Origin of the sequence: Rhodococcus sp. 14-2483-1-1, assembly GCF_002259335.1 — a bacterium.
Lineage (GTDB): Bacteria > Actinomycetota > Actinomycetes > Mycobacteriales > Mycobacteriaceae > Rhodococcoides.
Genome location: NZ_NPFX01000002.1, coordinates 133,395 through 158,865 on the forward strand (window position 1 = coordinate 133,395; position 25,471 = coordinate 158,865).

Annotated in this window: 21 protein-coding genes; 7 read left to right on the forward strand and 14 right to left on the reverse strand. The window is 65.7% G+C overall.

What is annotated here, in order from left to right:
* Positions 1-15: 15 nt before the first annotated feature.
* Entirely contained in the window at positions 16-1,458 is a 1,443-nt protein-coding gene (locus CH294_RS00720) for a bifunctional ADP-dependent NAD(P)H-hydrate dehydratase/NAD(P)H-hydrate epimerase (protein WP_032404685.1), read from the reverse strand.
* An 89-nt stretch (positions 1,459-1,547) separates the two neighbouring features.
* Between CH294_RS00720 and CH294_RS00725 the strand changes: the two genes are divergently transcribed.
* Positions 1,548-1,922 carry a plastocyanin/azurin family copper-binding protein gene (locus CH294_RS00725; RefSeq protein WP_052057961.1) on the forward strand — a complete coding sequence of 125 codons (375 nt, stop codon included), beginning with the start codon at positions 1,548-1,550 and terminating at the stop codon, positions 1,920-1,922.
* A gap of 7 nt (positions 1,923-1,929) precedes the next feature.
* On the opposite strand, the gene glmS is transcribed toward CH294_RS00725, so the two are convergent.
* Complete coding sequence (gene glmS, locus CH294_RS00730) at positions 1,930-3,792, reverse strand: glutamine--fructose-6-phosphate transaminase (isomerizing) (protein ID WP_032404684.1); 1,863 nt, start codon at positions 3,790-3,792, stop codon at positions 1,930-1,932.
* A gap of 99 nt (positions 3,793-3,891) precedes the next feature.
* Here glmS and CH294_RS00735 point away from each other — a divergent pair, with 99 nt between their 5' ends.
* Positions 3,892-4,752 carry an alpha/beta hydrolase gene (locus tag CH294_RS00735; protein ID WP_032404683.1) on the forward strand — a complete coding sequence of 287 codons (861 nt, stop codon included), beginning with the start codon at positions 3,892-3,894 and terminating at the stop codon, positions 4,750-4,752.
* A gap of 22 nt (positions 4,753-4,774) precedes the next feature.
* On the opposite strand, the gene CH294_RS00740 is transcribed toward CH294_RS00735, so the two are convergent.
* The 3 genes from CH294_RS00740 to CH294_RS00755 are packed head-to-tail and all read right to left on the reverse strand — an operon-like array spanning position 4,775 to position 7,244.
* Positions 4,775-5,044, reverse strand: coding sequence for a hypothetical protein (locus CH294_RS00740; RefSeq protein WP_094608064.1), 270 nt, complete (start codon positions 5,042-5,044; stop codon positions 4,775-4,777).
* Positions 5,041-6,942: a hypothetical protein gene (locus tag CH294_RS00745; RefSeq protein WP_141216426.1), complete on the reverse strand. Its 1,902-nt coding sequence runs from the start codon at positions 6,940-6,942 to the stop codon at positions 5,041-5,043. Before CH294_RS00745 ends, CH294_RS00740 begins: the two co-directional genes overlap by 4 nt.
* Positions 6,939-7,244, reverse strand: a complete 306-nt coding sequence (locus CH294_RS00755; protein ID WP_037147840.1) for a type VII secretion target — start codon at positions 7,242-7,244, stop codon at positions 6,939-6,941. Before CH294_RS00755 ends, CH294_RS00745 begins: the two co-directional genes overlap by 4 nt.
* A gap of 152 nt (positions 7,245-7,396) precedes the next feature.
* Between CH294_RS00755 and CH294_RS00760 the strand changes: the two genes are divergently transcribed.
* Positions 7,397-8,437 carry an LLM class F420-dependent oxidoreductase gene (locus tag CH294_RS00760; protein ID WP_032404679.1) on the forward strand — a complete coding sequence of 347 codons (1,041 nt, stop codon included), beginning with the start codon at positions 7,397-7,399 and terminating at the stop codon, positions 8,435-8,437.
* Between the two features lie 4 nt (positions 8,438-8,441).
* On the opposite strand, the gene glmM is transcribed toward CH294_RS00760, so the two are convergent.
* The 8 genes from glmM to eccCa form a co-directional block, all read right to left on the reverse strand.
* Positions 8,442-9,797, reverse strand: coding sequence for a phosphoglucosamine mutase (gene glmM, locus CH294_RS00765; protein WP_094736724.1), 1,356 nt, complete (start codon positions 9,795-9,797; stop codon positions 8,442-8,444).
* A gap of 106 nt (positions 9,798-9,903) precedes the next feature.
* On the reverse strand, positions 9,904-10,431 hold the full coding sequence (gene rpsI, locus CH294_RS00770) for a 30S ribosomal protein S9 (protein WP_032376665.1): 528 nt from the start codon (positions 10,429-10,431) through the stop codon (positions 9,904-9,906).
* Positions 10,428-10,871 carry a 50S ribosomal protein L13 gene (gene rplM, locus CH294_RS00775; protein ID WP_027496344.1) on the reverse strand — a complete coding sequence of 148 codons (444 nt, stop codon included), beginning with the start codon at positions 10,869-10,871 and terminating at the stop codon, positions 10,428-10,430. Before rplM ends, rpsI begins: the two co-directional genes overlap by 4 nt.
* A gap of 167 nt (positions 10,872-11,038) precedes the next feature.
* Complete coding sequence (locus tag CH294_RS00780) at positions 11,039-11,380, reverse strand: TraR/DksA C4-type zinc finger protein (RefSeq protein ID WP_094608113.1); 342 nt, start codon at positions 11,378-11,380, stop codon at positions 11,039-11,041.
* A gap of 114 nt (positions 11,381-11,494) precedes the next feature.
* Positions 11,495-11,776: a WXG100 family type VII secretion target gene (locus tag CH294_RS00785; protein WP_032376663.1), complete on the reverse strand. Its 282-nt coding sequence runs from the start codon at positions 11,774-11,776 to the stop codon at positions 11,495-11,497.
* Positions 11,777-11,842: 66 nt separating this feature from the next.
* Positions 11,843-12,208 carry a WXG100 family type VII secretion target gene (locus CH294_RS00790; RefSeq protein ID WP_032376662.1) on the reverse strand — a complete coding sequence of 122 codons (366 nt, stop codon included), beginning with the start codon at positions 12,206-12,208 and terminating at the stop codon, positions 11,843-11,845.
* 159 nt (positions 12,209-12,367) lie between these two features.
* A complete protein-coding gene (locus CH294_RS00795; RefSeq protein WP_094736725.1) occupies positions 12,368-13,831 on the reverse strand; it encodes a type VII secretion-associated protein in 1,464 nt (487 codons plus the stop codon).
* On the reverse strand, positions 13,828-17,826 hold the full coding sequence (eccCa, locus tag CH294_RS00800) for a type VII secretion protein EccCa (protein WP_094736726.1): 3,999 nt from the start codon (positions 17,824-17,826) through the stop codon (positions 13,828-13,830). Before eccCa ends, CH294_RS00795 begins: the two co-directional genes overlap by 4 nt.
* Positions 17,827-18,073: 247 nt before the next feature.
* Between eccCa and CH294_RS00805 the strand changes: the two genes are divergently transcribed.
* The 3 genes from CH294_RS00805 (at position 18,074) to mycP (ending at position 22,174) form a co-directional block, all read left to right on the forward strand.
* Positions 18,074-19,063 (forward strand): LLM class flavin-dependent oxidoreductase, encoded by a 990-nt coding sequence (locus tag CH294_RS00805; RefSeq protein ID WP_037147832.1) that lies wholly within the window; start codon positions 18,074-18,076, stop codon positions 19,061-19,063.
* A 124-nt stretch (positions 19,064-19,187) separates the two neighbouring features.
* Positions 19,188-20,789 carry a type VII secretion integral membrane protein EccD gene (eccD, locus tag CH294_RS00810; RefSeq protein WP_141216427.1) on the forward strand — a complete coding sequence of 534 codons (1,602 nt, stop codon included), beginning with the start codon at positions 19,188-19,190 and terminating at the stop codon, positions 20,787-20,789.
* Positions 20,789-22,174 carry a type VII secretion-associated serine protease mycosin gene (gene mycP / locus CH294_RS00815; RefSeq protein ID WP_094736728.1) on the forward strand — a complete coding sequence of 462 codons (1,386 nt, stop codon included), beginning with the start codon at positions 20,789-20,791 and terminating at the stop codon, positions 22,172-22,174. The genes eccD and mycP overlap by 1 nt, the downstream gene beginning before the upstream one ends.
* Before the next feature lie 9 nt (positions 22,175-22,183).
* On the opposite strand, the gene eccB is transcribed toward mycP, so the two are convergent.
* Positions 22,184-23,638: a type VII secretion protein EccB gene (gene eccB / locus CH294_RS00820; RefSeq protein WP_094736729.1), complete on the reverse strand. Its 1,455-nt coding sequence runs from the start codon at positions 23,636-23,638 to the stop codon at positions 22,184-22,186.
* A gap of 132 nt (positions 23,639-23,770) precedes the next feature.
* On the opposite strand from eccB, the gene eccE reads away from it, so the two are divergent.
* Positions 23,771-25,465 (forward strand): type VII secretion protein EccE, encoded by a 1,695-nt coding sequence (gene eccE, locus CH294_RS00825; protein ID WP_170944543.1) that lies wholly within the window; start codon positions 23,771-23,773, stop codon positions 25,463-25,465.
* The last annotated feature ends 6 nt before the right edge of the window (positions 25,466-25,471 follow it).

Consider the following 25,471-nt stretch of genomic DNA (forward strand, 5'->3'; position numbering starts at 1 on the left):
GAGTGGGACCTGGAACTATCTCGATCCGTCTGTGAGCGAGCGCACGGTGCGGATGGCGTCCGAGATGGATGCGCACAGCGGGCTCGCCGACACCGGTGCCGCGAACTCCCCGCCTGATCCATGTGCCGCGCGGGCTGCGGCGAGCGCGTGAACCTTTGCCCCGCAGGCGGCCGCGGTGGAGGGCGACATTCCCGACGCGAGCAAGGCCCCGAGGATGCCGGAGAGAACGTCGCCGGATCCGGCGGTCGATGCGGCCGATCCCCCGGCGTCGCTGACGAAGGTAGTGCCGTCGGCATCGGCGATGATCGTTGCGCGTCCCTTGAGCAGCACGGTCACACCCCAACGTGCGGCAAGATCGCGCACCGCTCCCACGCGGTCGGGGCCCGGGTCCGACCCCGTCAGGCGTGCGAATTCTCCGGCGTGCGGGGTCAGCAGGGTCGGTGCGGTGCGCCCGGTCACCCACTGTGCGTTGCCTGCGAGGATCGTCAGCGCATCCGCATCGACGACGACCGGCAGATCCGATTCCAGCACCCGGCGCACTGTCTCCGCCGAGGGCTCGTCGGTGCCGAAGCCTGGACCGACCACCCACGCCTGAACTCTGCCGGCCGCGTCGAGATCCGGGGCGGCGACCACCTCCGGATGATGCGAAACGACCTCTGCACCCGCGCTTCCCACGTAGCGGACCATTCCGGAGGTGGCCGCGACGGCCGCACCGACACAGAGCAGGGCGGCACCCGGGAATGTCGCGCTGCCGGCCAGGATTCCCACCACGCCCTGCGAATATTTGTCGTCCGAGGCGGTAGGGATCGGCCAGACATTCCCGACGTCGGCCGGCTCGAACGACGCCATCACCGGAGCCGGAAGCGTCAGCCCGATATCGACCAGTTCGACTCGGCCACAACGAGGTACGGCGAGAACATGGACGGGCTTGCGCGCGCCGAAAGTCACCGTCACATCGGCCGTCACCGCCGGACCCGGCGCAGCACCGGTCTCGGCGTCCACACCACTGGGTACGTCCACCGACACGATCGGTGCGGTGATCTGCGCAACGACCGCAGCCGCGTCGGGCCGCAAAGGACCTCTACCGGAAATCCCCACGATGGCGTCGATCACGACGTCGGCCGGTCCGCACTGCGTCACCACCCGTCCTCCCGACGAGCGCAGGGCCTCCAGCCCTTCGGCATGCGCACGTGCCGGATCGAGAAGCAGCGCGGACACCGAGACGCCCCGTCGACGCAGATAGGCCCCGGCCCACAGACCGTCGCCACCGTTGTCACCCGTGCCCACCAGAATCGTCACGCGCCGACCCGTGACGCCGCCCGTGCGCGCCGCGAGCTCGGCTGCCACCACAGTGGCCAAGCCATAGGCGGCACGACGCATGAGAACGCCGTTCGGCAAGGAATTCAGCAGCGGCGCTTCCGCATTCCGTATCTGCTCGGGTGTGTAGTAGGCGCGCATGCCGAGGTCCTCTCGTTACCCGCTGGCGTGAACCTCGAGCCTACGTGCGCCCGATCAGGCACCGTGACGTAGGCGGTTAGCCTCGAAAGATGACATCTCGCGGCGGTGGAACGGCAGCGTTCACGCTCACGGTTCTGCTCCCGATCGTTGTCGGGGCGACCGGCTGCACCGAAGACCCGTCGACGCTGACGGTGGACGAATCGATCGCCGACGTCACCGTGCAGGTGGCCGGAATGGCCTACTCTCCTACGTCTGTCACGATCGACGTCGGCCAGAGTGTGGCGTGGCATTTCGCCGATCGCGGCGTCGGACACAACGTGGTCGGTCTCGGAACGGCCTCGACCCTCCTGCACAGCCCCATGCTCGGATACGGCGACTACGTGCAGACTTTCGACGAGCCCGGCACCTACCGCTACTACTGCACCCTCCATCCGCAGATGAAGGGTGCAGTGGTCGTCAGATGATCGGGCTCTACTCGACGGTGACGGACTTGGCCAGATTGCGCGGCTTGTCCACGTCGTAGCCCCGCGCCTGGGCGACCTCGGCAGCGAACACCTGCAGTGGGATGGTCGACAGCAACGGCTGCAACAGCGTAGAAGCGGCCGGTATCTCGATCAAGTTGTCGGCGAACGGCCGCACTGCCTCGTCGCCTTCCTCGGCGATGACGACGGTCCGCGCACCACGCGCCTGGATCTCCCGAATGTTGCTCAACATCTTCGAGTGCAGCACCGCGCGGCCCTTGGGCGAGGGCATCACGATGATCACCGGGACACCGTCCTCGATCAGAGCGATCGGTCCGTGCTTGAGCTCGCCCGCCGCGAAGCCTTCCGCGTGCATGTACGCGAGCTCCTTGAGCTTGAGCGCGCCTTCGAGCGCAACCGGGTACCCGACGTGACGACCGAGGAAGAGAATGGTCGTCGCGGTCGACAGCTCTCGGGCGAGTGCCCGGACCGGCTCGACCGTCTCTAGAACTCGCTGCACCAACTCGGGCATGGCTTCGAGTTCGGCGAATTCGCGGGCGACCTCGTCGGGGTACTTGGTGCCGCGCGCCTGTGCCAGAGCGAGGCCGACCAGGTAGTTCGCGGTCACCTGAGCGAGGAATGCCTTGGTCGACGCGACGCCGATCTCCGGGCCTGCCCGGGTGTAGAGGACGGCGTCGGCCTCACGAGGAATCTGTGACCCATTGGTGTTGCAGACGGCGAGGACACGCGCCTTCTGATCCTTGGCGTGCCGCACGGCTTCGAGGGTGTCTGCGGTCTCGCCCGACTGCGAGATGGCCACGACCAGGGTCGATCGGTCCAGGACCGGGTCGCGGTAGCGGAATTCGCTGGCCAGTTCCACCTCGACCGGCAGCCTGGTCCAGTGCTCGATCGCGTACTTGGCGAGCAGACCCGAGTGGTATGCGCTGCCGCAGGCCACGACGAACACCTTGTCGACGTCGCGCAGCTCCTGATCGGACAACCGCTGTTCGTCGAGCACGATCCGACCGTTGTCGAAGTGGCCGAGCAACGTATCCGCCACGGCGGCAGGCTGCTCCTGGATCTCCTTGAGCATGAAGTAGTCGTGACCACCCTTCTCGGCGGCCGCCAGATCCCAGTCGATTCGGAACGGGCGCCCCTGCGCCTCGTTGCCCTCGAAATCACTGATGTCGTATCCGTCTGCAGTGATGACGACAACCTGATCCTGGCCGAGCTCGACGGCGTCGCGCGTGTGCTCGATGAACGCCGCGACATCGGACCCGAGGAACATCTCGCCGTCGCCCACGCCCAACACCAGCGGCGTGGACCGGCGTGCCGCAACGATCGTGTCGGCGTGATCGGAATGAGTGAACACCAGGGTGAACGCACCCTCGAGTCGACGCAGGACAGCTTTCGCGCTGGCCACGAAGTTGCCCGCGGTCGGACCGTCTGCGTAGGCCCGCGAAACGAGGTGCACTGCGACCTCGGTGTCGGTATCGGACAAGAACTCGACCCCGGCAGCCTCCAACTCGGCCCGAAGCGGACCGAAGTTCTCGATGATGCCGTTGTGCACCACCGCGACGGTGCCAGACGCATCCCGGTGGGGGTGGGCGTTGCGGTCGGTGGGACGGCCGTGCGTCGCCCACCGGGTGTGTCCCATCCCGGTGGTACCGACGAACGTATCGGTACCGATGTCGTCCAATTCGGCTTCGAGATTCGCCAGCCGACCCGCTTTGCGTTCGACTGCCGTCGCTCCCGCTCCGTCGAGAATTGCGATACCCGCAGAGTCGTAGCCCCGATATTCCATACGCCGAAGCGCTTCGACCACCACACCCAGAGCTGGGCGGTGGCCGACATAACCCACGATTCCGCACATGGTGGTTCAGGGTACTCGGCACGGCGCGCACGACCCATTCGCTCGGGTCGACGTGTCCCCGTCCCCCTCACCGGCCCGCGTTCGGTAGCGTCATCTCTCGTGGCGAAACCGAAGAAGCTGGCATCTGCTCTCTCCAAGCGTGGCCCGCACAAGGTGCTGCGAGGCAACCTTGCCCTCGCCGGACAACCCGGCGTCGTCTACACCCCGGCCGAGGGCTTCGGCCTGCCCGGCGTGGCCTTCGCACACGGCTGGATGCTCCGACCCAGCCACTACACCGACACACTGAAGCACTTGGCGTCCTGGGGCATCGTCGTGGCGGCACCCGACACCGAGCGTGGCCTCGTGCCCTCGCACCGCGGACTCGCCGCCGACCTGGGCACTGTGCTCGACATCATGACCGGTGTGCGACTGGGTCCAGGCAACATCAGCGTGCATCCGGAGAAACTCGCCACAGCCGGCCACGCGATGGGCGCCGGGACCGCTGTTCTCGCAGCCTCCCGGCGATCGGACATCAAGGCAGTCGCTGCACTCTTCCCGGCACCGACGGCACCGTCGTCCGAGGACGCCGCCGCAGGCCTCGAAGTGCCCGGACTGGTAGTCGGCGACAGCTCGAACGCCGATTCGCTCAACGACAATTCATTGGCTCTCGCCCAGGCCTGGTACGGACCATCCGTCCTCCGCCGAATCGACGGCTCGACGGCAGACGGATTCGTCGAAGGCCGGCGAATGCTCCGCTCACTGGGAATCAACAGCTCCGACCGCAAGACCCAGCAGCGCACCCGGGCCGTGCTGACCGCATTTCTGCTGTTCCACCTCACGGGCGACTCCGACTACGAGGAGCTGGCCGGATCGGCAGGTGAGATCGACGGAACCAGAGCGGTCGATCCGCACGCGCCACTCGACGCACAGCCCAAGCCGAAGGCGTCCGCGTCGATCAAGGCTCTGCTCGGCCGAGGTTGATTCTGCTCGACGTCGCCCGATGTCAGACCAGCCAGGATCGCGGCCGGTCTTCGGGTTCGGTCTCGACATGGGGTACGGACTTTCGCCGGTCCAGGTGAGCCGGCTGCAGCACCGAGCCACGAGTCGGCTCCGTTTCCGGATCCACGGGGGAAACGGTGTGCGAGTCGTGTCGGCCTGACACTGCGGTGGGGGTCTGAGCCCGCCTGAGCGCCTCGGCCGCGCGCGCCATCGCGTCACGGTGCTCGTCGCGTATTCGATGCAGCTCACGCCGCCACCCGCCGGCGGCGCTCACAGTGTTCCCGCTTCACTCAGGCCGGCACCGGTGCTCGAATCGTGTGATTCGGCCGGAGGACGCGGGAGATCTGCCGACACCGGATGCTGCGCGGCTGACGGATCATTCCCGGCCTCGTCTGCATCCTGCCGGACGGTCTCGTCCGTGGGCGATTCCGGAAGGCACTGCGCCTGCGCATCCGTCGACATGGGATCGGACCCCTGGCTCGGCACCGAATCGGCGGGTGCCGGCTCGACAGGACCGGACTCGGTCGGTGTCGTTTCGGCAGGACCGGAGTCGGTCGTCGGCACAGGTTCGGAGGGCGGCACAGGTTCCGACGGCGGCGTGGCTGCCGGTATCGATGGCTGGTTCGCATCCACGTTGTCCGCAGCACCGGGTATCTCGACGATCTCGGGCAGGCCGAACGGGCCGATTCTCAACTCGAACGAGCGAACCCCCAGTCCCGGGGTTTCGAGTCGGAGCGTCACAGCACCGTCCTCTGAGAGTGCGATGCGAGCGCGATGCCCGTCGAGCTCGGCCTCGAGATGGCCGCGCTCGTCGGTGGACGCGGGCGAGCGCGAGTCGATCGGCAACGACTGCTCCGGCAGAGACGATGGCACCGACTCCGTTCGCGGGCCGGCAGGATCGTCCTGCACCACTGATCCGCCGTCCGGTTCTGCAGTGGACGGAGCCGTGACGTCGCTGGATCTGCGGTCATCGGAATTGCGGTCATCGGAACTGCGGTCATCAGCACTGCCGTCATCTGCGCTGCGGCCGTCTGGGATCGCAGTGCTCAACGCTTCGTCGACGCGATCCACGATCTCGGCGACCACCCGATCCACGAGTCCGTCCAAGGATTCGCCGGCTCGAGCAGCGGACCCATCTTCGGATGTTCGTGGACCGGACGAGTCGGTACCTCCCGCGACCACGGATGGACCGGTGTTCGGAGCCGCGACTGCCGGTGCTGCGACTGCCGGACCCGCGATCGACTGTGCCGCACTGGCTACCGGTGTCGTAGGAGCAGATGCAGTCGCCGGGGGCGTTGCCGACGAGTCGTCGGCTGCCTGCCACGGTTCGGCAGACGTTGCGCCGGGTGCAATTGCCCAACTCCGCTCGTCGAGATCGCCGAACGGCGGGTCGTGCACGTCGCCCAGAACATCGACCAGCAACGCCAGACTGTCTCGAACGGCGGTGTCCGTCGAGGTGCATGCGTCGAGCACAGCTTTGCAGGTGGTCTTCATCCTCGGGACGAACTCCTCGTGGATCCACTCCCTACTGCGTTCACCCACCTCGGCTGCGAACTCGTCCGATACGTCCGCACTTCGAGCCCGCTCGGCCAGTTCCTCGAATGCCGCCGCCAACCGAGGAAACACCGACTCTCGATCGAACGGAACGCATTCGATTCCCGAAGCAAGCAGGATCGCGTCGATCTCGTCGACAGTTCGACCGTCCACCGCATCGATGTCGAGTCCTCCGAACAGTTCGGCCTTGTCGGTGACTGCGTCGCGAAGAACTTCGACGGCGGCGGACATCGTCTGGTGTGAGTCCTCGATCGATTTCAGGAACTCGGTCGCTGTCTGCTGTTCGGCCGAGAGATAGATCTGCACGGCGTCGCCTGCCTCGCCGTGCCATCGCATCTGGAGAACCCGGCGCAATCGAACGTGTTCCTCGAGCTGATCGCCGAGTGCCGCAGACATAGCTTCGACCGCGTCGGCATCGTTGCCGAGCGCGCCGAGATTCAAGCCACGTTGTTCGTCGTACCGCGCACATATTTGCTCGTACTTCGGAAACTCTTCGCTGCTCGATACCCGGGCGACGAGTGGCAGGAAGCGCTCGAAGTGCAGCAGCCCTATCGCATTCGCATCGAGAATCTCGTCTATCGACGAGTGCTGCTCCGGAGAGACGGGAGGTGACGTCATCGAGGCGACTCGATCGCGTCTGCCGTCGTCTCGTCCTGGCCTTCGTAGTCGTTCATGGCAGTGACGATCGCGTTGGCGACGTCCTCGACCGAGGATCTCCACGAGTCGACGGCCCGGCCGAGGCCGTGGTGAGCTTGGGTGTACGCAGCGCCGAGGTCGCCGTAGTTCTGTCCGGCACCAGCCGCCCCGAAGCCCGCGTCGGCCACCGAATCCGCCGCACTGCCGAGTGCGTCTGCCGATACCGCCAAGGCTTCTGCAACTCCGCGAACGCGGACCACGTCCACCCAGAATCCCTCACTCATACGTCCCCGTCTCGCCCTCGATGTGCCCCTTTCTCACTATGACGTGCGCCGACGCACATCGGTTCCCCAGCGAGCGGTAACGTCCCGATGTGAAATGTCAGTAACAGGTACCTGAAGTAGCTGCCCGAGCTGCTCACCGAACGAGGAGTCCCATGCACATCGGAACGATGCTGAACTACAGCGGTGGTTTCAACGAGACGGTTGCCGAGGTCGCCGAGCTCGAGAAGGCAGGTCTCGACATCATCTTCGTGCCCGAGGCCTACTCGTTCGACGCCGTCAGTCAACTCGGATTCCTCGCCGCCAAGACGAGCACGATCAAGATCGCGTCCGGCATCTTCCAGATCTACACCAGGACACCGTCACTGACCGCCATGACCGCCGCCGGTCTCGACTACGTATCGGAGGGCCGCTTCGTACTCGGACTCGGCGCATCCGGGCCGCAGGTCGTCGAAGGCTTCCACGGCGTCAAGTACGACGCACCGATCGCACGAACCCGCGAGGTCATCGAGATCTGCCGCCAGGTCTGGCGGCGCGAGAAGGTGCAGTATCAGGGCAAGCACTACCAGATTCCACTGCCTGCCGACCAGGGCACCGGCCTGGGCAAACCCCTCAAGCTCATCAATCACCCTGTCCGCGATCGCATTCCAGTCGTCATTGCCGCTCTGGGACCCAAGAACGTCGAGCTCACCGCCGAGATCGCCGAGGGTTGGCAACCCATCTTCTACTTCCCCGAGAAGGCAGCCGACGTCTGGGGAGATTCGCTCGCTGCGGGCAAGGCCAAGCGTGACCCGTCGCTCGGCGAACTACAGGTGTTCGCAAGTCCCACCCTGGCCATCGGCGAGGACGCAGAAAAGTACCTGCCCTGGGTCAAGCCACATCTCGCGCTCTACATCGGCGGCATGGGTGCCAAGGGCAAGAACTTCTACAACTCCCTGGCCCAGCGCTACGGATACGAGGCCGAGGCCGAGAAGATCCAGGATCTGTATCTCGCCGGCAAGAAGGAAGAAGCGGCCGCTGCGGTCCCCGACGAGCTTGCTCGCGCAGTGAACCTCATCGGACCGGAAAGCTACGTCAAGGAGCGGGTCGCTGCCTTCGCCGAAGCAGGTGTCACCACTCTCAACGTCGCGCCGCTGGCCGAGAACACCGCCGGACGCGTCGCGCAGTTGACAGCGCTGCGCGAACTCACCGCCTGAGACGTCAGACCGACGCGACCCGGCCCGCCAGCTCTTCGGCGAGCCGGGTCGCGACGTCGAGCTCGGATGCCTCGACCATCACTCGCACCAGCTGCTCGGTACCGCTGGGGCGCAACAGAACTCGGCCCGATTCGCCGAGTTCGCGCTCGGCTACGGCCACCGCGTCCGATACCGACGGTGCCGACGCCACGGCCGCTTTGTCCGTCACTCGCACGTTGATGAGCACCTGCGGCAGGGTACGCATCACCGACGCCAGGTCTGCGAGACTGCTGCCGGTCTGCGCCATCCGTTCCATCAGTCGCAGCGCAGTCGCGATGCCGTCGCCCGTCGTGCCGACGGCGGGAAGCACCACGTGACCGCTCTGCTCGCCGCCCAGCGCGAATCCGCCACGGCGCAGTTCCTCGAGCACGTAGCGATCTCCGACTGCCGTGGTGCGCAACGTGATTCCGGCTTCACGCATCGCAATGTGCAGACCGAGATTACTCATGACCGTGGCAACCAACGTGTTGTCGGTCAACTGATTCGCGTCACGCATGGCAATGGCCAGAACGGCCATGATCGCGTCACCGTCCACCACGGAGCCCGATGCGTCCACGGCCAGGCAGCGGTCGGCATCTCCGTCGTGGGCGATACCGAGGTCGGCACCGTGCTCCACGACGGCCTTCTGCAACCCCTCGAGGTGCGTCGATCCGCACCCGTCGTTGATGTTGATACCGTCGGGTTCCGCGTTGATCGCCACCACCGTTGCGCCGGCCCGTCGGTAGATCTCGGGCCCGACGACCGAGGCGGCACCGTGCGAGCAGTCGACAACGACACGGACACCGTCGAGTCGATGCGAGACCGACGCAGCGAGGTGCTCGATGTACCGGGTGGCCGCGTCCTGGGCGACATCGATTCGACCGATCGCAGCACCGGTCGCGTCGAACAAAGGTCCGTTGTTCTCGGAGCGCGCGTCGGGATCGAGGGCGGCTTCGATGCGGTCTTCCACGTCGTCGTCGAGCTTGTGTCCGCCCGCAGCAAAGATCTTGATTCCGTTGTCGGGCATCGCATTGTGGGATGCCGAGATCATCACACCGAGCGCCGCGCCGTATTCGGCGGTCAGGTAGGCAAGCGCCGGTGTGGGAAGCACTCCGACGTCGATCACGTCGACACCCGAGGCGGTCAGTCCGGCCGACACGGCGGCACCCAGCATCGCTCCACTGACGCGCGGGTCACGACCCACGAGTGCCACGCGTCTGCCGCCGTCGACGTTCGGTGCCAATACGGAGGCCGCTGCTCTCGCGATCTGCAACGCCAGCTCTGCGGTCAGAAGCCCGCCTGCCAGTCCGCGAACCCCGTCGGTACCGAACAATCGCGCCATGAACCAAGAACTCCTTCGAGCGGAGAGTGTGTCGTGAGAAATGCCTCGAGGGCAGGCATCCGATACTGATGGAGCCTGCCCTCGAGGATGGAACGGGTAAGACGCGTCAGCGCTTGGAGTACTGCGACGCCTTACGGGCCTTCTTCAGGCCGTACTTCTTGCGCTCCACTGCACGGGCGTCGCGGGTGAGGAAGCCGGCTGCCTTGAGCGGCGGGCGATCATCGGGGGTGAGCTCGATCAGCGCACGCGAGATGGCCAGACGCAGTGCGCCTGCCTGTCCCGACGGGCCGCCGCCGTGCAGCAGGGCAACGATGTCGAAGGACTCCGCGCGATCGACGAGCACGAGAGGAGCCTTGATCAGCTGCTGGTGCACCTTGTTGGGGAAGTAATCCTCCAGGGTGCGGCCGTTGAGTTTGAATCCACCGGTGCCGGACGACATCCGCACACGAGCGACGGCTTCCTTACGGCGACCGACGGTCTGGATCGGACGATCGAACACGATCGGGGCCGGGGCGGCAGCAGCGGCCTCGATGTCCGCGGTCACCTCCGGCTCTTCGACGGCCACGAACTCGTCGGCGGCGATCTCTTCGATGTTCTCCTGCGACGTCACGTCATTTCCCTCCGGCGCCGTCACTGGGACACCTGCTTGATCTCGAACGGAACGGGCTGCTGGGCGGCATGCGGGTGGTTGGGGCCCGCGTAGACCTTCAGCTTGCTCGCGATGGCATTACCGAGCTTGTTCTTGGGGATCATGCCGACAACGGCCTTCTCCACGAGACGATCGGGGTTGTTCTCGAGCACCTGGCGGGTGGAGCGCGACTTCAGACCGCCCGGGTGGCCGGAGTGGTGGTGGTGGAACTTGCCGTCGAGCTTGTTGCCGCTGATGGCAACCTTCTCGGCGTTGATGATGACGACGAAGTCGCCACCGTCGACGTTGGGTGCGTAGGTGGGCTTGTGCTTACCGCGGAGCAGAGTCGCGGCCTGAACGGCGAGGCGTCCGAGCACGACGTCCGTGGCGTCGATCACATGCCACGTCCGGGTGGTGTCCCCGGCCTTCGGGGCGTAAGTAGACACAGAAAATTCCTGTCTTCATGATGTCGCTGCTGGCCAAGACGAGTGGATGCCCTCGGCGGCCAGTTGAGACCCGAGGACAAGAGCTCGATGCGCACAAGAACACGCGGCGAGCCCGTACACGCCAACGGGAGACGATACCGGCAGTGGTCCCCCAGGTCAAAAACGTCTCAGCGCAGGCGCACGCACTGCACGCACCGGCGGGCGGCCGGAAGTGCCTCGAGCCTGATCGCCGGGATCTCGGTCCCACACCTTTCGCAGATACCGTACGTCCCGGCGGCGAGCCGCGAATCCGCCGCGTCGATCTCTCGCATCTCAGCCTCGGTGTCGTCTATCAGTGCCGCGATCTTCGCTCGCTCGAACGCGATCGTCGACCCTTCCGGATCGTGTTCGTCATCGTCGGTGGTCCACCGCGATCCTTCGATCACCGACGCCAGTTCGTCTCGCAAGGACTCGAGTCGATGCTCGGCACGAGACCGCTCGGCCCCGAGTGCTGCTCCGAAATCCGTCACCACACCAGTAGACCCCCGAGGTGGGCTCGGATGCCGAGAAACGGCATCTGCCCCGACCGAATTTTCTCGGTCGGGGCAGATTTTGCAGTATGTCTCGCCCGCAAGCCGAGAAAATTAGCGAGCCATTCGCGCCTTGTTGGCCATCTCGACGCCGTGCATGGTCTCGCCACCGGTGCGGGCAGCCGCGACGAGACTCGACAGAATGAGATTGAGCTCGTCGGATGCGGAATTCCACTGGCGCTGAAGCTCGTAGTAGGACGTCATCGCGTCGCCCTCCCACGATTCGTAGAGCCGCTTCGCAGTACTGTCCACGTCCCCGAGGAGGTCCTTGGTCACGTTCGCCTGCTTGTTCATCGCCTCGGTCAACGCCGCGATCTGCGCGAAGTCGTATTTCATGTCGAATCAGTCTCCTTGGTCGAGCTCGGTCGTGTGGTTTGTCTCGTGGTCACCGGATACGAGGGGTTACTTGAAGGAGGACAGGCCCGAGTTCAGGGACCCGGCCACCTGGTTGACGGCCGACACGTTGTCGTCGTCGGCGTCGGAGTAGCCGTGGCCGTTGGTCTTGATGTCCGCTGAGATCTGTTCCAGCGCGCTGCGCATCTTCTGTGCGCTGGTGTCCCACTGCGCCATGACGTCCTGAAAAGACTTGCCTGCCTTGCCGACCCAGGCCTCGGCGGTCTGTTCGACGATGGAGCGGACTGCTGAATTGGAAGCGTTGATCGAGACGCTCAGCCCCTCGATCGTGGCTCCGGCAGCGACGAGCTCCTGCGGTGTGACTGTGACGCCGTTCGACGAACCCGTAGATTCCGGTCCCCCTGGATATCCCACTTCGACTCCTAGTACTCGTTACTCGAATCACGTGCACCCGCGGCACACGTGCTGTTCGACCGAGAGGCCTTGTCCGGCCTGCTCACTCCCCTACATCTCCTTGGACGCAGCAACCCCTCGATTCGGTTCCGGCTGCACTCGAAAAACTGTGGTCGGCTCTCACGACGCCGGGACAATCTCCAGGCTCTGGGTGGCCAGGTCGCATTCGGCGTCGATCACGGCCGAGTCGTCGCCCTCGAACTGGCAACCGATACTGACCTGCAGATCGGCCTCGACGAACACCCGCCAGAGCACCGTCGAATCGTCGATGGGCGTCTCCGTGTAGGCGATCCCGACCCGACTACCGAAATCACGGACAGGTTCGAGCGACCCGATTGTGGAGTCCGGGCCACGGGCATCGACGGCCGACCGGAGCTCGGCCGCCACCTGTTCCTGCGTCGAACCCGGCGTCAGGTCGGCCACCGTGACGACGATGCGTCGGTCCGGAGGTACCGGCGGAATCAACACCATGCGGTCCGGGTCGTCCAGCCTCGTCCAGGTGGCCGGCAGACGCATCGAGGTCCGTCCCGATACGAACGTCACCGTTCGAACCGGCAGAGGTACATCGGTCGACGTGGTCGCCGGTGCCGTATCGACGGCAGACACCGACGTACTGCTGCTCGGTGCCACGATCGGCGAAAATGGCTGTGCTGCTGCGGTTTCGACTCTCCCGGGCGAACTGGAGACGAAATACACCGCGGCACATGTCGATACGACGGCAACCGCGACTCCGACCGCGACTGCGACTGCGATTCGAGAGGACACCGGATTTCGCCGAGGGGACGGCACGATGACGTCGTCGAGCCACGCTGCCGACCGAGTCGTCGCGGCACGGACGGACGGTGCCGGTTCGAGATCCGCGCCGGCCAGTCGATACAGCGACCTGGCGATATCGAGTCCGGTCAGCCACCTGTTGCTGCGATCGACGACGAGGTCGGCTCCAGCGTTCGCCGATGCCACCACGAATACCTCGTCCGGGCAGTGCGAGACCGACGAACGAACGTAGTCACCGACCGCTTGCCGCCAGGCATCGTCGTCGCCTGCACCGAAGGGGACGACGGCACCGGTGTCACCGCCGTGCGCCCCCGACGGGTCGATGACGAGCACGGTCGTATCGAGAGCACCCACTTCGACGACGACCGCGGCGGACGGCGCACGTTCACCCGAAGACTCGATCGCGGCCGCGGCCGTCTCCACGAGCACCACCTCGTTCGCCGACGCCGCGAACGTGGCGCAAAGGAAACCCGTGCGCTCGTCGCCCCAGATCGACGGATACGCGATCTCGAGTACATCGAGTCGGTCGTGCACCCCGGCGTTCTGCAGTGCCGACCATACGATCCCGTGCAGGACTTCGCCCCGGTTCCACACCGAGGTTCCCACCGCGATGTACGGGTCGTCGATACACAGCAGGGGCGGTATCTCCCCTGCTGTGTCGGCACGACCGAACACGAGCCGGCCACCTTCGACCGTGGCGAATGCCGAGCCGACGCACTCTCGCGGTCCCTCGAGCGGGCCGCTCGTGGCGACGACCGAGACCTCGGCATACCCCAGATGCACTGCCGCATAGCGCCACCAGTCGGTCAACTCGAATGCCCGAGCTGGACGAGAGCCTGACCGGAGCGATCGACGAAGACGCCGCGTCCGGGCGGCATGGCACTGGGCCGTACTGTCCCGAGCAGGTTCCCCTCGTCGCGGCTTCCGCTCATCACCAGACCCGGTGTCACCAGATCGCGTAGACGCCCGATGACCGGGTCGAACAGTGCCCGGCCTGCGCCGCCCGAGCGGCGCGCCACGATGACGTGCAGCCCGATGTCTCGTGCGTGCGGAAGATGTTCCACCAACGGAGCCAGAGGGTTTCCCGACGACGTGGCCACCAGGTCGTAGTCGTCGACGAGGACGAACACCTCGGGACCATCCCACCAGGACCGGTCGCGAAGCTGTTGTTGGGTCACATCGGAACCCGGCATGCGGTCGCTCATGCGACCGGCAAGGTCGACGATCATGCTCGTCAGAGTCGCCTGCGAGGCGGCGTAGCCCGCCAGATGGTCGGAATCGACTGTGCCGAGCAGAGTTCGGCGGTAGTCCGCGACGATGATCTTGACCCGATCGGATGAATTGGCCAGGGTGAGCGATCGACAGATCCCGCGCAGCAGAGACGTCTTGCCGCACTCGCTGTCGCCGAACACCAGGAAGTGCGGATTCTCCGCGAAATCGAGTACCACCGGTGCCAACTCGGTCTCGTCGATCCCGATGGGAACTCCAAATTCGGGAGTGCCGCCGCGTGTTCGAGGCCACGCATCGCCTAGTTGAGCGAGGATTGCGGACCGTTCGAGCAACTCCGGAAGCATCCGAACCGGCGGCGCAGGGGTTCCCGTGGACGCCGCGGAGATCGCCGCGACCGATTCACCGACAGCGCGGGACAGATCGTCGACGGAACTCCGCTGGTCCACTCGAGGAAGCGCAATCGACATGTGCAGTCCTTCCCTGGTCATTCCCCGGCCGGGCCGACCTTCCGGAACACTCGCCGCCTTCGCACGGCCCATGTCCGAATCCGACGGATCGCCGAGGCGCAATTCCAATCGGGTACCGATCAAATCCTTTGTCGCAGGACGAACTTCGGCCCATCGCGACGCCGTGAGGATCAGATGCAGACCGAAGGCAAGGCCCTGGGTGGCCAAGGTGGCGATCGACTGTTCGAGGCTCTCGAAGTCGGATCTGATGGACGGCCACCCGTCGATGACGAGAAAGACGTCCCCGAACCGATCATCGGGATCGACGGGCTGCGTCGCACGTCGACGCCGGAACTCCGCCATCGAGTCGATTCCGCGATCACGGAAGGTCTTTTCCCGCTGCCGCACTACACCCGCAACCTCGGCCACGGTCCGCCGAACCCGATCGACGTCGAGCCTGTTGGCAACCGATCCCACGTGCGGAAGATCGGCCAGACCGGCCAACGTTCCGCCGCCGAAATCCAAGCAGTAGAACTGGATCTGCGCGGGTGAATGCGTCATGGCCAGCGCCAGAATCAGCGACCGAAGAGCCGTCGACTTCCCCGATTGCGGAGCTCCGACGATAGCGACGTGACCTGCTGCACCGGAGAGATCGACGGTCAGCAGATCGCGGCGCTGATCGAACGGTCGATCGATGATCCCGATCGGAGCACGTAGACCCGAACGTGGATCGATGCGCTCGGTCAGGACCGACTCGGGCAGCAGCTGTATCAACGTGGGGGCAGCATCCAGCGGCGGCAACCACACTTCATGAGCCGGCATCCCACGCCCGCGTATCCGTCCGACGACCACGTCGAGCACCGTTGCACCGGTGTTCTCGGACTCGGCCGGCTCCGGTTCGTCCACGGGAGCCTGCGCGGCCTCGATACGGCCGGCATCGATGGAATCGAGTGGTACCGCGTAGGCAGTGAAGGGCCTCGGCCTGACGTCGGCTCCCAGCACAGCTCGCGCACCGATACTCGACCGTGGCGGCTCGTAGGGGCCGGAGACGTACGCTGCAGCGAACCTGACGATTTCGGCAGAATCGCACTTGAGGTAGCCCGCACCGGGTTGCGCGGGAAGGTGGTAAGCGTCGGGAACGCCGAGCACCGAGCGAGACTCGTTCGCGGAGAACGTCTTCAATCCGATTCGGTACGACAGGTGACTGTCCAGCCCGCGCAGTTTTCCCTCTTCGAGGCGCTGACTGGCCAGGAGCAAATGCATATGCAGTGAACGTCCGAGCCTACCGATCGCCACGAACAACTCGGCGAATTCCGGCTGCTGACTGAGCAGCTCCGAGAATTCGTCGACCACCACGAACAGAGCGGGCATCGGTGCCAGGTTCGCCCCCGCGGCGCGCGCCTTCTCGTAGTCCGAGACGTTCGCGAAGTTTCCGGCCGAGCGCAACAACTCTTGGCGACGATTCATCTCGCCGGCCAACGCGTCGCGCATTCGATCCACCAACGCCAGATCCTCCGAGAGGTTGGTGATCACCGCGGCGACGTGCGGTGCGGACTCGAGGCCTGCGAACGTCGCGCCGCCCTTGAAGTCGACGAGCACCAAGTTCAGTTGTTCGGGCGAGTGCGTTGCCACCAATCCGAGCACCAGCGTGCGGAGGAACTCCGATTTTCCGGAACCCGTTGCACCGATGCACAATCCGTGCGGTCCCATCCCGTTCTCGGCCGACTCCTTCAGATCGATCTCCACCGGACTCCCGTCGGGTGCCACACCTATCGGCACCCGCAGTCTGTCGCGGCCGCGACGCATCGTCCAGGCCCGGTCGGTATCGAGGGCACCGACATCGGCGATCCCGACCAGACTGTTCCATCCCGAGACTCGCACTCCGTCGTCGCCGGTGGCATCGACCACCGACGACGCGGACGGAGCACGAAACGGCGACAGGCGTCGGGCAACGGCGTGCGCCTGGGTGGTACTCATCGAGTCCGCGACGGCGAAAACCTCGACCGCTGTCCCGCTCACGGCACCGATCGATCCGTTCTCGGCGAACAACTGGAGACCGCGCGATGCAGCGAGTCTGGGACAGAGACCGGACAAGTCGATGATCGTGACGGAATCGAGGCCCGTGTCGGTGAGGTCGGTCGACCTGTTGTCGAGAAGTCCGCCGTCCACCACGATCACCAGCTGAACTACGCCGACGACCGGAACTGCTCCGCGTGCGAACCGATTTCGTGAGGCGAGCACATCGCCCAGTGCACTTTCGAGTTCGAGAAAGCTCCCGAAGATCATCCGAGCCGACCCTGCGACGTCACGCACAGCGTCGTGCTGCGTGTGTGGAAGCCACTTGGTCCACTCCCATTGCTCCACGGTGTCCGGACCGCAGACGATCGCGACCGCAACATGATCGGGGCCGTGAAAGCTGCACAGGGAGGCCAACATCGAGCGCACCATCGCTCTCGCACAGTCGCGATCGCCTGCTATCGACAGCGCAGCGAACCCCCTCAGCGACACCGCCGTCGGCAGCGCGGACACCACCGAATGCGCCCGCACGAAACGGCGCAGCGACACCGCAGACACTGGCTCGAGCTCCTCCACCGGTCCTGTCTCCGGCGGTACCAGACGGGTGGCCAATCTTTGATCACCGCGGCCGACTCGCACATGAGCGAAATCGGGGTCCGACTGTCGTCGCTCCCACATTCGTTCGGTTCCGGCGACCGACCACAGGGTCTCGGGTGACGGGTGGCTCCATTCGAGGGCCCTGCGCTGCGCACGCTCCGTCTCGGCGACGTCGCGGCGCAGCTGATCGAGGTAGCGCAGGTAGTCCTTGCGGTCCTCGTTCGCCTCGGCCGTACGTGCTCCCCCGGACTTGCCGCCGCCAGCAAGCATTCCCACCATGGACATCAACATCATGGCCGGGAACATCAACATCATCGGGTTGGCCGCCGCACCGGAGGTGAACATCAGCGCGACCATCCCGACCATGGCCGCGACCATCACCAACGGCATCAATTTCATCAGCAGATTGCCGGGAACTGCGCGCGGAATCTCGGGTGGTGGCTGCAGATCGACCTCACCGCCCGGCGACCGGGGCACTGCCCTGCGCGCGCCGCGAACGAAGCGCACGGTACTCATCGGTCCGCCCCCACGGCTGCGCCCCCACAACTGCCTCGCTGCGACCTCCCCCCGAGGCCACGTGGACGACAGGCTAACGCATCGCAGACCGGGCGGTCCACGCACACTTCGAGCGCCTGCCCTACTCGGCGCCGCCGCCGGGGTCGTACTGCGCGGGGCTGCGAGAAATAGAACGCCGCCCGACGCAGTTACACATGAATGCGGCTCCCTTGCCGTGCGCTCGACGAACGAAAGGCTGGCTCCCACCGTGTCCGTACCCCTGTCAATCCTCGATCTCGCACATGTGGGCGAGGGCGAATCAGTCCGCGACAGCTTCGACGCCAGCGTCACGCTCGCTCAGCACGCCGAGAACTGGGGATATCGACGCATCTGGTACGCCGAGCACCACAACATGAAGTCGATCGCGTCGTCCGCTACGTCGGTGCTCATCGGCCACGTCGCTGCCCATACCGAGCGGATCCGGCTCGGGTCCGGCGGAATCATGCTCCCAAATCACGCGCCGCTGACCATCGCCGAGCAGTTCGGCACGTTGGCGACCCTGCATCCGGGCCGGATCGACCTCGGCCTGGGTCGCGCCCCTGGGAGTGACCAGGTGACGATGCGCGCAATGCGCCGCGATCCCGAGTCCGCAGATCGATTTCCCCAGGACGTCCAGGAATTGCAGGGGTACCTGTCGACGGAGTCGTTGATCCCCGGGGTGAACGCAACGCCGGGTGCCGGTACCGAAGTGCCGCTCTACATCCTGGGCTCGTCGCTCTTCGGTGCTCAACTCGCCGCAGCACTCGGACTGCCCTACGCCTTCGCCTCGCACTTCGCACCCGATGCGCTCGAACAGGCCGTCGCGATCTATCGCCGTGACTTCCGGCCGTCGGCACAGCTGGCCGAGCCGCACCTGATCGTGGGTGTCAACGTGATCGCGGCGGATTCACTCGCCGACGCGCAGGCTCAATTCCTCCGCACCAAGCGCAGCCGCGTCAGCCTGCTGCTCGGCCGAGGCCGGACCTTCACCGACGAAGAAGCCGACATGGTTCTCGAAGCGCCGGCGGGACAACAGATCGCGAAGATGACCAAGTATTCGGCCGTCGGTACCCCGGACATGGTCAAGGACTACCTCGATCGATTCGCCGAGCGCACGGGTGCCGACGAGCTGATCGTCGCCTCCGGCGTGTCCGATCGAGCATCGTGGCTTCGCTCCTTCGAGTTGCTTGCACAGGTGAGCGACCTCGTCGCAGCCTGAGCGCGAGTGTCCGCGAGCGGTGTGAAGGACGATTGCGAGTCGTCGTGATGTCGTAAGGTGTGCACGCAGATGCCCAGTGGGGCGGGCATCTGCACGCGAACAGTACGCATCCGGGGGGATCTTCATGACACGCGCCGACAGCCGTCCATCGGTCGGCCCAGGGCCGTCGACCACCGCACCAGAAGCACACCGTCGGCCATCGGGAACGCATTCCGTATTCGCGCAGGACGTCTGCCGGGTGACGGTGTTGGCCAGGTCCACCCAGGTGGATATGGCGCTGCCGGTGGACGTTCCGGTCTCGCTGCTCGTTCCGGGGATCATCGACATGATCGCTGGAGTGCAGCCTGCGGAACGACCCGGGGTGGCGGGAGTGCAGCCTGCGGAACGACCCGGGGTGGCGGGAGTGCAGCCTGCGGGACGACCCGGGGTGGCGGGGTACGACGTCGATCCTGAGTCCGAGGGCGTGCCCGTGGCGTGGACACTTGCTCGAATCGGGTTGCCTCCGCTGTCGCCGACGGCGACCTTCGCCGAACTGTCGGTTCGCGACGGCGAGTTGTTCGTCTTGGGCGTCGCCGAGCGGCCTGCACCGGTTCCACTCTTCGACGACCTCATGTATTCCGTTGCGAGAGCGGGCAGTGACGACGTCCCACACTGGACTGCACGCACTGCGCGAACCGTGGGCTCGGTCGTCACCGCATCGTTGGTGTTGTTGGCGTGCGCGACGGTGTTGCGTGGGCCGATTCGCGACGGAGCCGAGAATGTGGGCGATATCGTGGGGGGAGTCGCTGCGGTGACTGCCTCGATCCTCTTCGCGATCGCGGGGGTGATTCTGGGACGGCTGTATCGGCAGGACGCGGTCGCGGTGCTGTTCGGCGGGTGTGCCGTCACGCTGATGTTCACCGGCGGAACTCTGCTGGTGCCAGGACAATTCGGTGCGGCGCAGCTGATGTTGGGCTCGGCCATGGCCGGCGCGACGGCCCTGTTGTCCCTGCGGATCGGTGGAACCGGCTTCGCGTTGTTCACCGCCGCGATCGTGCTGGCGTTGCTCACGTTCCTCGCGGCTGTGTGCACGCTGTTCACCACGATGTCGCAACCGGCGATCGGAACTGCTGCGGCTCTGGCGGGTCTCACGGGAATTGCTCTCTCCGCGCGCGTGTCGATGATGCAGGCCAAGTTGCCGCTTCCGCCGGTTCCCACGGCAGGCGCACCGCTGGATACGGTCGAGGAAGCCGAACTGGACGCGATGTCGTTCGAGGATCTGCAGGGAGCCGCAGCACGAGCGCGGAGTTACCTGACCGGTCTGCTGCTGGCGTTCACGGTCGCCGTGGTGGCAGGAGTTCTCGCTGCGGCGGCCGACGGTACAGGGGGCGGCGGCGAGTGGCCTGCGGTAGCGCTCGCGGCGCTGTGCGCTCTCGTTCTCCTACTGCGAGGTCGCACCTATGCCGTTGTGGTACATGCTGTTCCGCTTGTCGCAGGCGGGACGACGATTTTGTTATCGCTCCTCGTCGGTGCCGTGATCGCGTTGCCCGAATACTCCCTCGCTTTGTTCGGCGTGGCAGTGGCCGGAGCCGTGACGGCATCGATCTTCGGCGCATTCGTGCCGACACGCACGTACTCGCCGGTGATGCGACGATCGGCCGAGCTCCTCGAGTATGCCGTCATTGCCCTGGTCATCCCGGTCGCCGTGTGGGTGTGCGGGTTGTACAGCGTCGTCCGCGGGCTGTGATGCCGCGCAGGCGGCACACAATCGTCGTTGCGGTGCTCACTGCTCTCGCCGTGTTGTCGAATGCCGTTCTCGGGGTCTCTCCCGCTCGTGCCGAACGTCCCCTGATCGATCCCGCCCAGTTGCCTGCACCGAGTCCCCCGGCTCCTCTCGAGCCCACGGAACAGAAGAATGCGTGCGCTCTTCCGTCCGAGACACCCGACCCGCAGGAGGCTCCGACCGCGCAGAAAGCGCTGGACTTCGCGTCGGTTTGGCCCATCACTCGCGGAGCCGGTCAGGTGGTCGCTGTCATCGATACCGGTGTCACCGCTCATCCGCGTTTATCGGGTCTGGGCCCGGGCGGCGATTACGTCAGTGCAGGTGACGGATTGTTCGATTGCGATGCGCACGGCACCATGGTCGCCGGTTTGATCGCCGCGAACACCGCGCCGGGCAGTGGATTCGCCGGCGGCGCCCCGGATGCACGCATACTCTCGATCCGCCAGTCCAGCAATGTTTTTCAGATTGTCGACAACCGACCCGAGGAGGACAGAGCCGCCGAGCCGGAGAACGCCGCGGGGTACGGAAACGTGCGCACGATGGCCATGGCCATCAGGACCGCGGTCGACTCCGGGGCGTCGGTCATCAATATCTCGGAAGTGGCCTGCGTACCCGCGGGAGGCGGTGTGCCGGACGGTCCCCTCGGTGCCGCGGTGCACTACGCCGTCCGTGAGAGAAATGTCGTCGTCGTTGCCGCAGCGGGAAATCTGGGCAGCACGTCCTGCCAGGCGCAGAATCCTCACGCGGATCCGCTTCGGCCCGATGCAGATCCGTGGGACGGCTTCGCGACCATTGCAACCCCGGCCTGGTTCGACGACGTGTTGACCGTCGGTTCGGTCGAGTCGGATGGCACGCCGTCCTCGTTCAGTCTTGCGGGTCCGTGGGTCGACGTCGCCGCGCCGGGCTCGAACATGACCTCACTGTCGCCTTCGGGCAGCGGACTGGCGAACGGCACTCGGGGCAACGACGGTGTGAATCCCATGACGGGAACAAGTTTCGCGGCACCGCTGGTGGCTGCTGTCGCGGCGCTGGTGCGCGCCCACCGGCCCGAGCTGACTGCGCTGGAAGTGGTGGACCGAATCGAGAGAACGGCGCACGCACCGGCCGAGGGGTGGAATCCGTTCGTCGGTCACGGCGTCGTCGATCCACTCGCCGCTGTCACCGACCGCGTGGTGCCTGCACCTCGTGCCGCGCTTGCGAACAGCGTCGCGATGCGCGCTCCGCTTCCACAGCCTGCACCGGATCATCGTCCGCGAAATGCAGCGGTGACAGGTTCGGTACTGGTCGCGGTGATTCTGGCGCTCGGTCTCGCGCTGTCGATACCTTTGCGTCGGCGGGGCCGGCCGTAACGAGTTGCGCTACTTCGTCGGTAGCGCGGCGGCCTGTGGGTCGGGAGCAACCCCGTCGTGCATCGTCAGAGCCTGACCGCGCCCGAGAGTGGGACCGCTGCCGAGCAAGTGCAGGATCGCCCACGGCGCCGGTGCGGGTGGCCCGAACCCCAGCGCCGACGCGGCTTCACTGCCCTCGACGCCGTAGCGAACCCCGGTGTCTGCCACGAAAAAGACGCTGTCCTGACGGGTACTCGACGTCGAGATTCCCGTGCCGCGGACGAACCCGCCACTGCCGGGTGCCAGATAGACCTGATCCACGGCGTCACCTCCACCATCGGCCTGAGCCAGCGTGACCGGTTGTGCGCCGGACTCGAGCGGTAACCCGCGACCGGCGGACTCCACGAGCCGAGCCGTCGGCCCGCCGTCGGCCACCTCGAGCGGTTCCCAGGTGAGACAGCTGACGGGTCGCTCACCGGCGTCGACGATCACGGGGGTCGTCGCCGGAAACGTCGAGACCGAAAGACCCACCGAGGTTTTCGGCGCATCTCGGAGAACGTCGGGGTTGACCGCTGCGATGTCAGGACTGCCTTGCGAGTCGGTGAACTTGATGAGCAGTGCAGCCGTTTCGCTGATCGCTTGAATACCGTCCTCGAGTACGACGTAGTACTGGACGTCGCGACCGGCCACCTTGACGACCGAACCGATCGGTCGACCGTCGAACGGAAACTGCGGAGCCTCTCCCGCGCGGGGAATGAACGGTGCCGCGACAGCGGGCGACTGCGGCACCGAATTGAGTAGACCGGCACTCACCGGTGACGGTGTGGCATCCTCGAGCCCGAGTGCACGGATCACTGCCCGGTCGGCCAGATCGACCGGCGACTTCGTTCCGTCGTGCACGAGGTACGCCGTTCCGTTCGAAGTCCACAGGAATGCCTCGGTATCGGCAAGTGGCGCTGCGCTGTCGTCGTACCGGAGATCACCCGCGACGACCGTGGTCGAGGTGACCCCTGCGATCGGATCGAGTGTGTCGCACACAGTCCATGCTTCGGCGCGACCATCGGGGTCGTGCGGCAGTGCCGAGGGAGCGCCAGGAATCCCCACCAGCGCTCCGCGAGGCCTCGAGGCGAGTTCGGATTCCTTGACCGTCAACGGGTCGTCGGGCTTGCCGACCACCAGTCTGGCCGACGCGAGATTGAGCACCGGGTGGAACACGTCGTTCACTTTCACGAACATGGCGGCCGAATCCTTACCGACCACGATCGACGCATCGCCGATCTTGTCCTGCGGCCGAAACAGAGCCAGCGCAGCGCATCCCGCCAAACCGATACAGGCGATCACGACGCCCACCAGCAGTGCACGGGACTGCGACTTCATCGGATCGTGCAACATTCGGGCATCACGCCTGATCAGCGCGTGTTCCATTCGGCGAACCAGAAAGCGGTAGCCGCCAACCTGCCACTTCGTTGTGGGCGTCGACGCCACAGTTCCTCCCCAGGATTCGATCGGACCCGATCCCCATTCGAGTCACGCGACACAGTACAGTTCGTCCGCACACCTCGGCGACCGCTTCGGCGGCGATCGATGGGTACGGCAACCTTCGGGGGGAGGGTTCGGATGGCACGTACGGGTTCGATCGGGCTCGGGCGAACCGCGATGCCTTTCGCCGCGCCTACGCTCCGACGCGTGATCACGGCCGAGATCGCTGCAGTGGCAACAAGTCTTGCGTTGCTCGCAGGGCAGGTGCGGCCATTGTGGGCACTGGTCACCGCTGCGGCGGTGGCACTCGTTCCGTTCGTGACCATTCGCCGCAGATCGATCGTCGAATGGTTCCGGGTCCTCTGGCGGTTCCTCGCGAACCGTTTTCCCGAGGTGGGTGTGACCACCGACCATCACGACACGACGGGCCAGGCTGTCGGTGTCCACTGGCAGCGCAACACGGTCAGCTGCATCATCGAGATCCTCCCGCCCGCGCACACGACGACGGTTCTCGGCAGGGCGAGCGCGGACACGCGGTACACCCTCCCCATCGAGACGCTGGCGTCGTGTCTTCGGCAACACGACATCATCGTCTCGTCGATCGACATCGCTGCACTCGGATTTCGCAGCTCACCCGGTTCTGCTGCCACCGAGGTGTACGAGGGACTCATCGGTCCGCTACCCGCTGTGGCGATGCGGACGGTATGGGTAGCAGTCACTCTCGACGTGCGGTCCAATGCTCGGGCTATCGAGGTCAGAGGCGGAAGCCGGGCCGGGGCAGCGCGCACCGCCGTCGTGGCGACCACGCGCGTCCTGCGTGCTCTTCAGGCCGATGGCCTGTCCTCGCGCCTGCTCACAAGCGCAGAACTTCGATCGGCTGTGTTGCACCTCTGTAGGGGAGTGAGTACCGACGATCTGACACAGACGTGGTCGACGGCACCCTTGCCGGGTGTGTCCAGCGTCGGCTTCGGAATGGACTGCAGCGCAATCACTGCCGAAGACATTGCCACTCTGTGGTCGACGCCGTCCCTGGGGACGACGATGACCTTCCACCTGCAGCCGACCCGCGACATCGGAAAGCTTCGCATCCGTGGATCGTGCAGATTCGCCGCCCGCGCCCGAATCGCGAAACCTTCGGTCCGCGGATTGACCTCGATGAGCGGAAGTCAACGAGACGGAATCTTCGCACAGCTACCGCTGGCAGTACCCGGGCTGAAGTCCTTGTCCCCCAATAGAACTCTCGAGGTATCGAGCCTCGACGACTTGGACCTTCCGGTGAGCGGTTGTGGCCAGCTCCTGGGTTCCGACGCCGCCGGACACGGTGTCGCGGTGCGATTGTTCGGGCCGGGCCTGGCCCGAGTGCGGATCGCCGGGGAACTCTACCTCGCTCAGCAACTGCTGTTCCGCGCCATCGCTACGGGAGCCAGAGTTCTCGTTCGGAGCGACCGCCCACACGCATGGCGATCGCTCCTCGACGCGATAGGCGCCCCCGACCGCCTGTCTGTCGACGGCCACACTATCCGATCTCGGACGTCGTACGACGTGATCCTGAACGACTTCGCGGACGGATCCGAACCGACTGACCAGCAACGACTTTCGGGTGTGACCGTGATGTCGTTGACCGAGCATGTACCGCGCAACGACGGCACCGAACATGCGCGCGGACTGCCACGGCCGGAGTGGGACGTGTCGATAGTTCAACCGCACGCCTCGGGCGACCGGATCAGGGTGCTCTCGGGCCCTCTCGACATCGAACTGACACTGGTGACGATCCCGCAGGAGACGGCGTTCATCGGTCGGCCACGAAGTCTGCGCTCAGCCGTCCGTGCCTGACCAATT

What these genes read in the sequence shown, in the direction of transcription:
- CH294_RS00720 (WP_032404685.1), bottom strand. Translation starts at nt 1,458, where the DNA reads ATGCGCGCCTACTACACACCCGAGCAGATACGGAATGCGGAAGCGCCG.
- CH294_RS00725 (WP_052057961.1), top strand. Translation starts at nt 1,548, where the DNA reads ATGACATCTCGCGGCGGTGGAACGGCAGCGTTCACGCTCACGGTTCTG.
- glmS (WP_032404684.1), bottom strand. Translation starts at nt 3,792, where the DNA reads ATGTGCGGAATCGTGGGTTATGTCGGCCACCGCCCAGCTCTGGGTGTG.
- CH294_RS00745 (WP_141216426.1), bottom strand. Translation starts at nt 6,942, where the DNA reads ATGACGTCACCTCCCGTCTCTCCGGAGCAGCACTCGTCGATAGACGAG.
- CH294_RS00755 (WP_037147840.1), bottom strand. Translation starts at nt 7,244, where the DNA reads ATGAGTGAGGGATTCTGGGTGGACGTGGTCCGCGTTCGCGGAGTTGCA.
- CH294_RS00760 (WP_032404679.1), top strand. Translation starts at nt 7,397, where the DNA reads ATGCACATCGGAACGATGCTGAACTACAGCGGTGGTTTCAACGAGACG.
- glmM (WP_094736724.1), bottom strand. Translation starts at nt 9,797, where the DNA reads ATGGCGCGATTGTTCGGTACCGACGGGGTTCGCGGACTGGCAGGCGGG.
- CH294_RS00785 (WP_032376663.1), bottom strand. Translation starts at nt 11,776, where the DNA reads ATGAAATACGACTTCGCGCAGATCGCGGCGTTGACCGAGGCGATGAAC.
- eccCa (WP_094736726.1), bottom strand. Translation starts at nt 17,826, where the DNA reads ATGAGTACCGTGCGCTTCGTTCGCGGCGCGCGCAGGGCAGTGCCCCGG.
- eccD (WP_141216427.1), top strand. Translation starts at nt 19,188, where the DNA reads ATGACACGCGCCGACAGCCGTCCATCGGTCGGCCCAGGGCCGTCGACC.
- mycP (WP_094736728.1), top strand. Translation starts at nt 20,789, where the DNA reads ATGCCGCGCAGGCGGCACACAATCGTCGTTGCGGTGCTCACTGCTCTC.
- eccE (WP_170944543.1), top strand. Translation starts at nt 23,771, where the DNA reads ATGGCACGTACGGGTTCGATCGGGCTCGGGCGAACCGCGATGCCTTTC.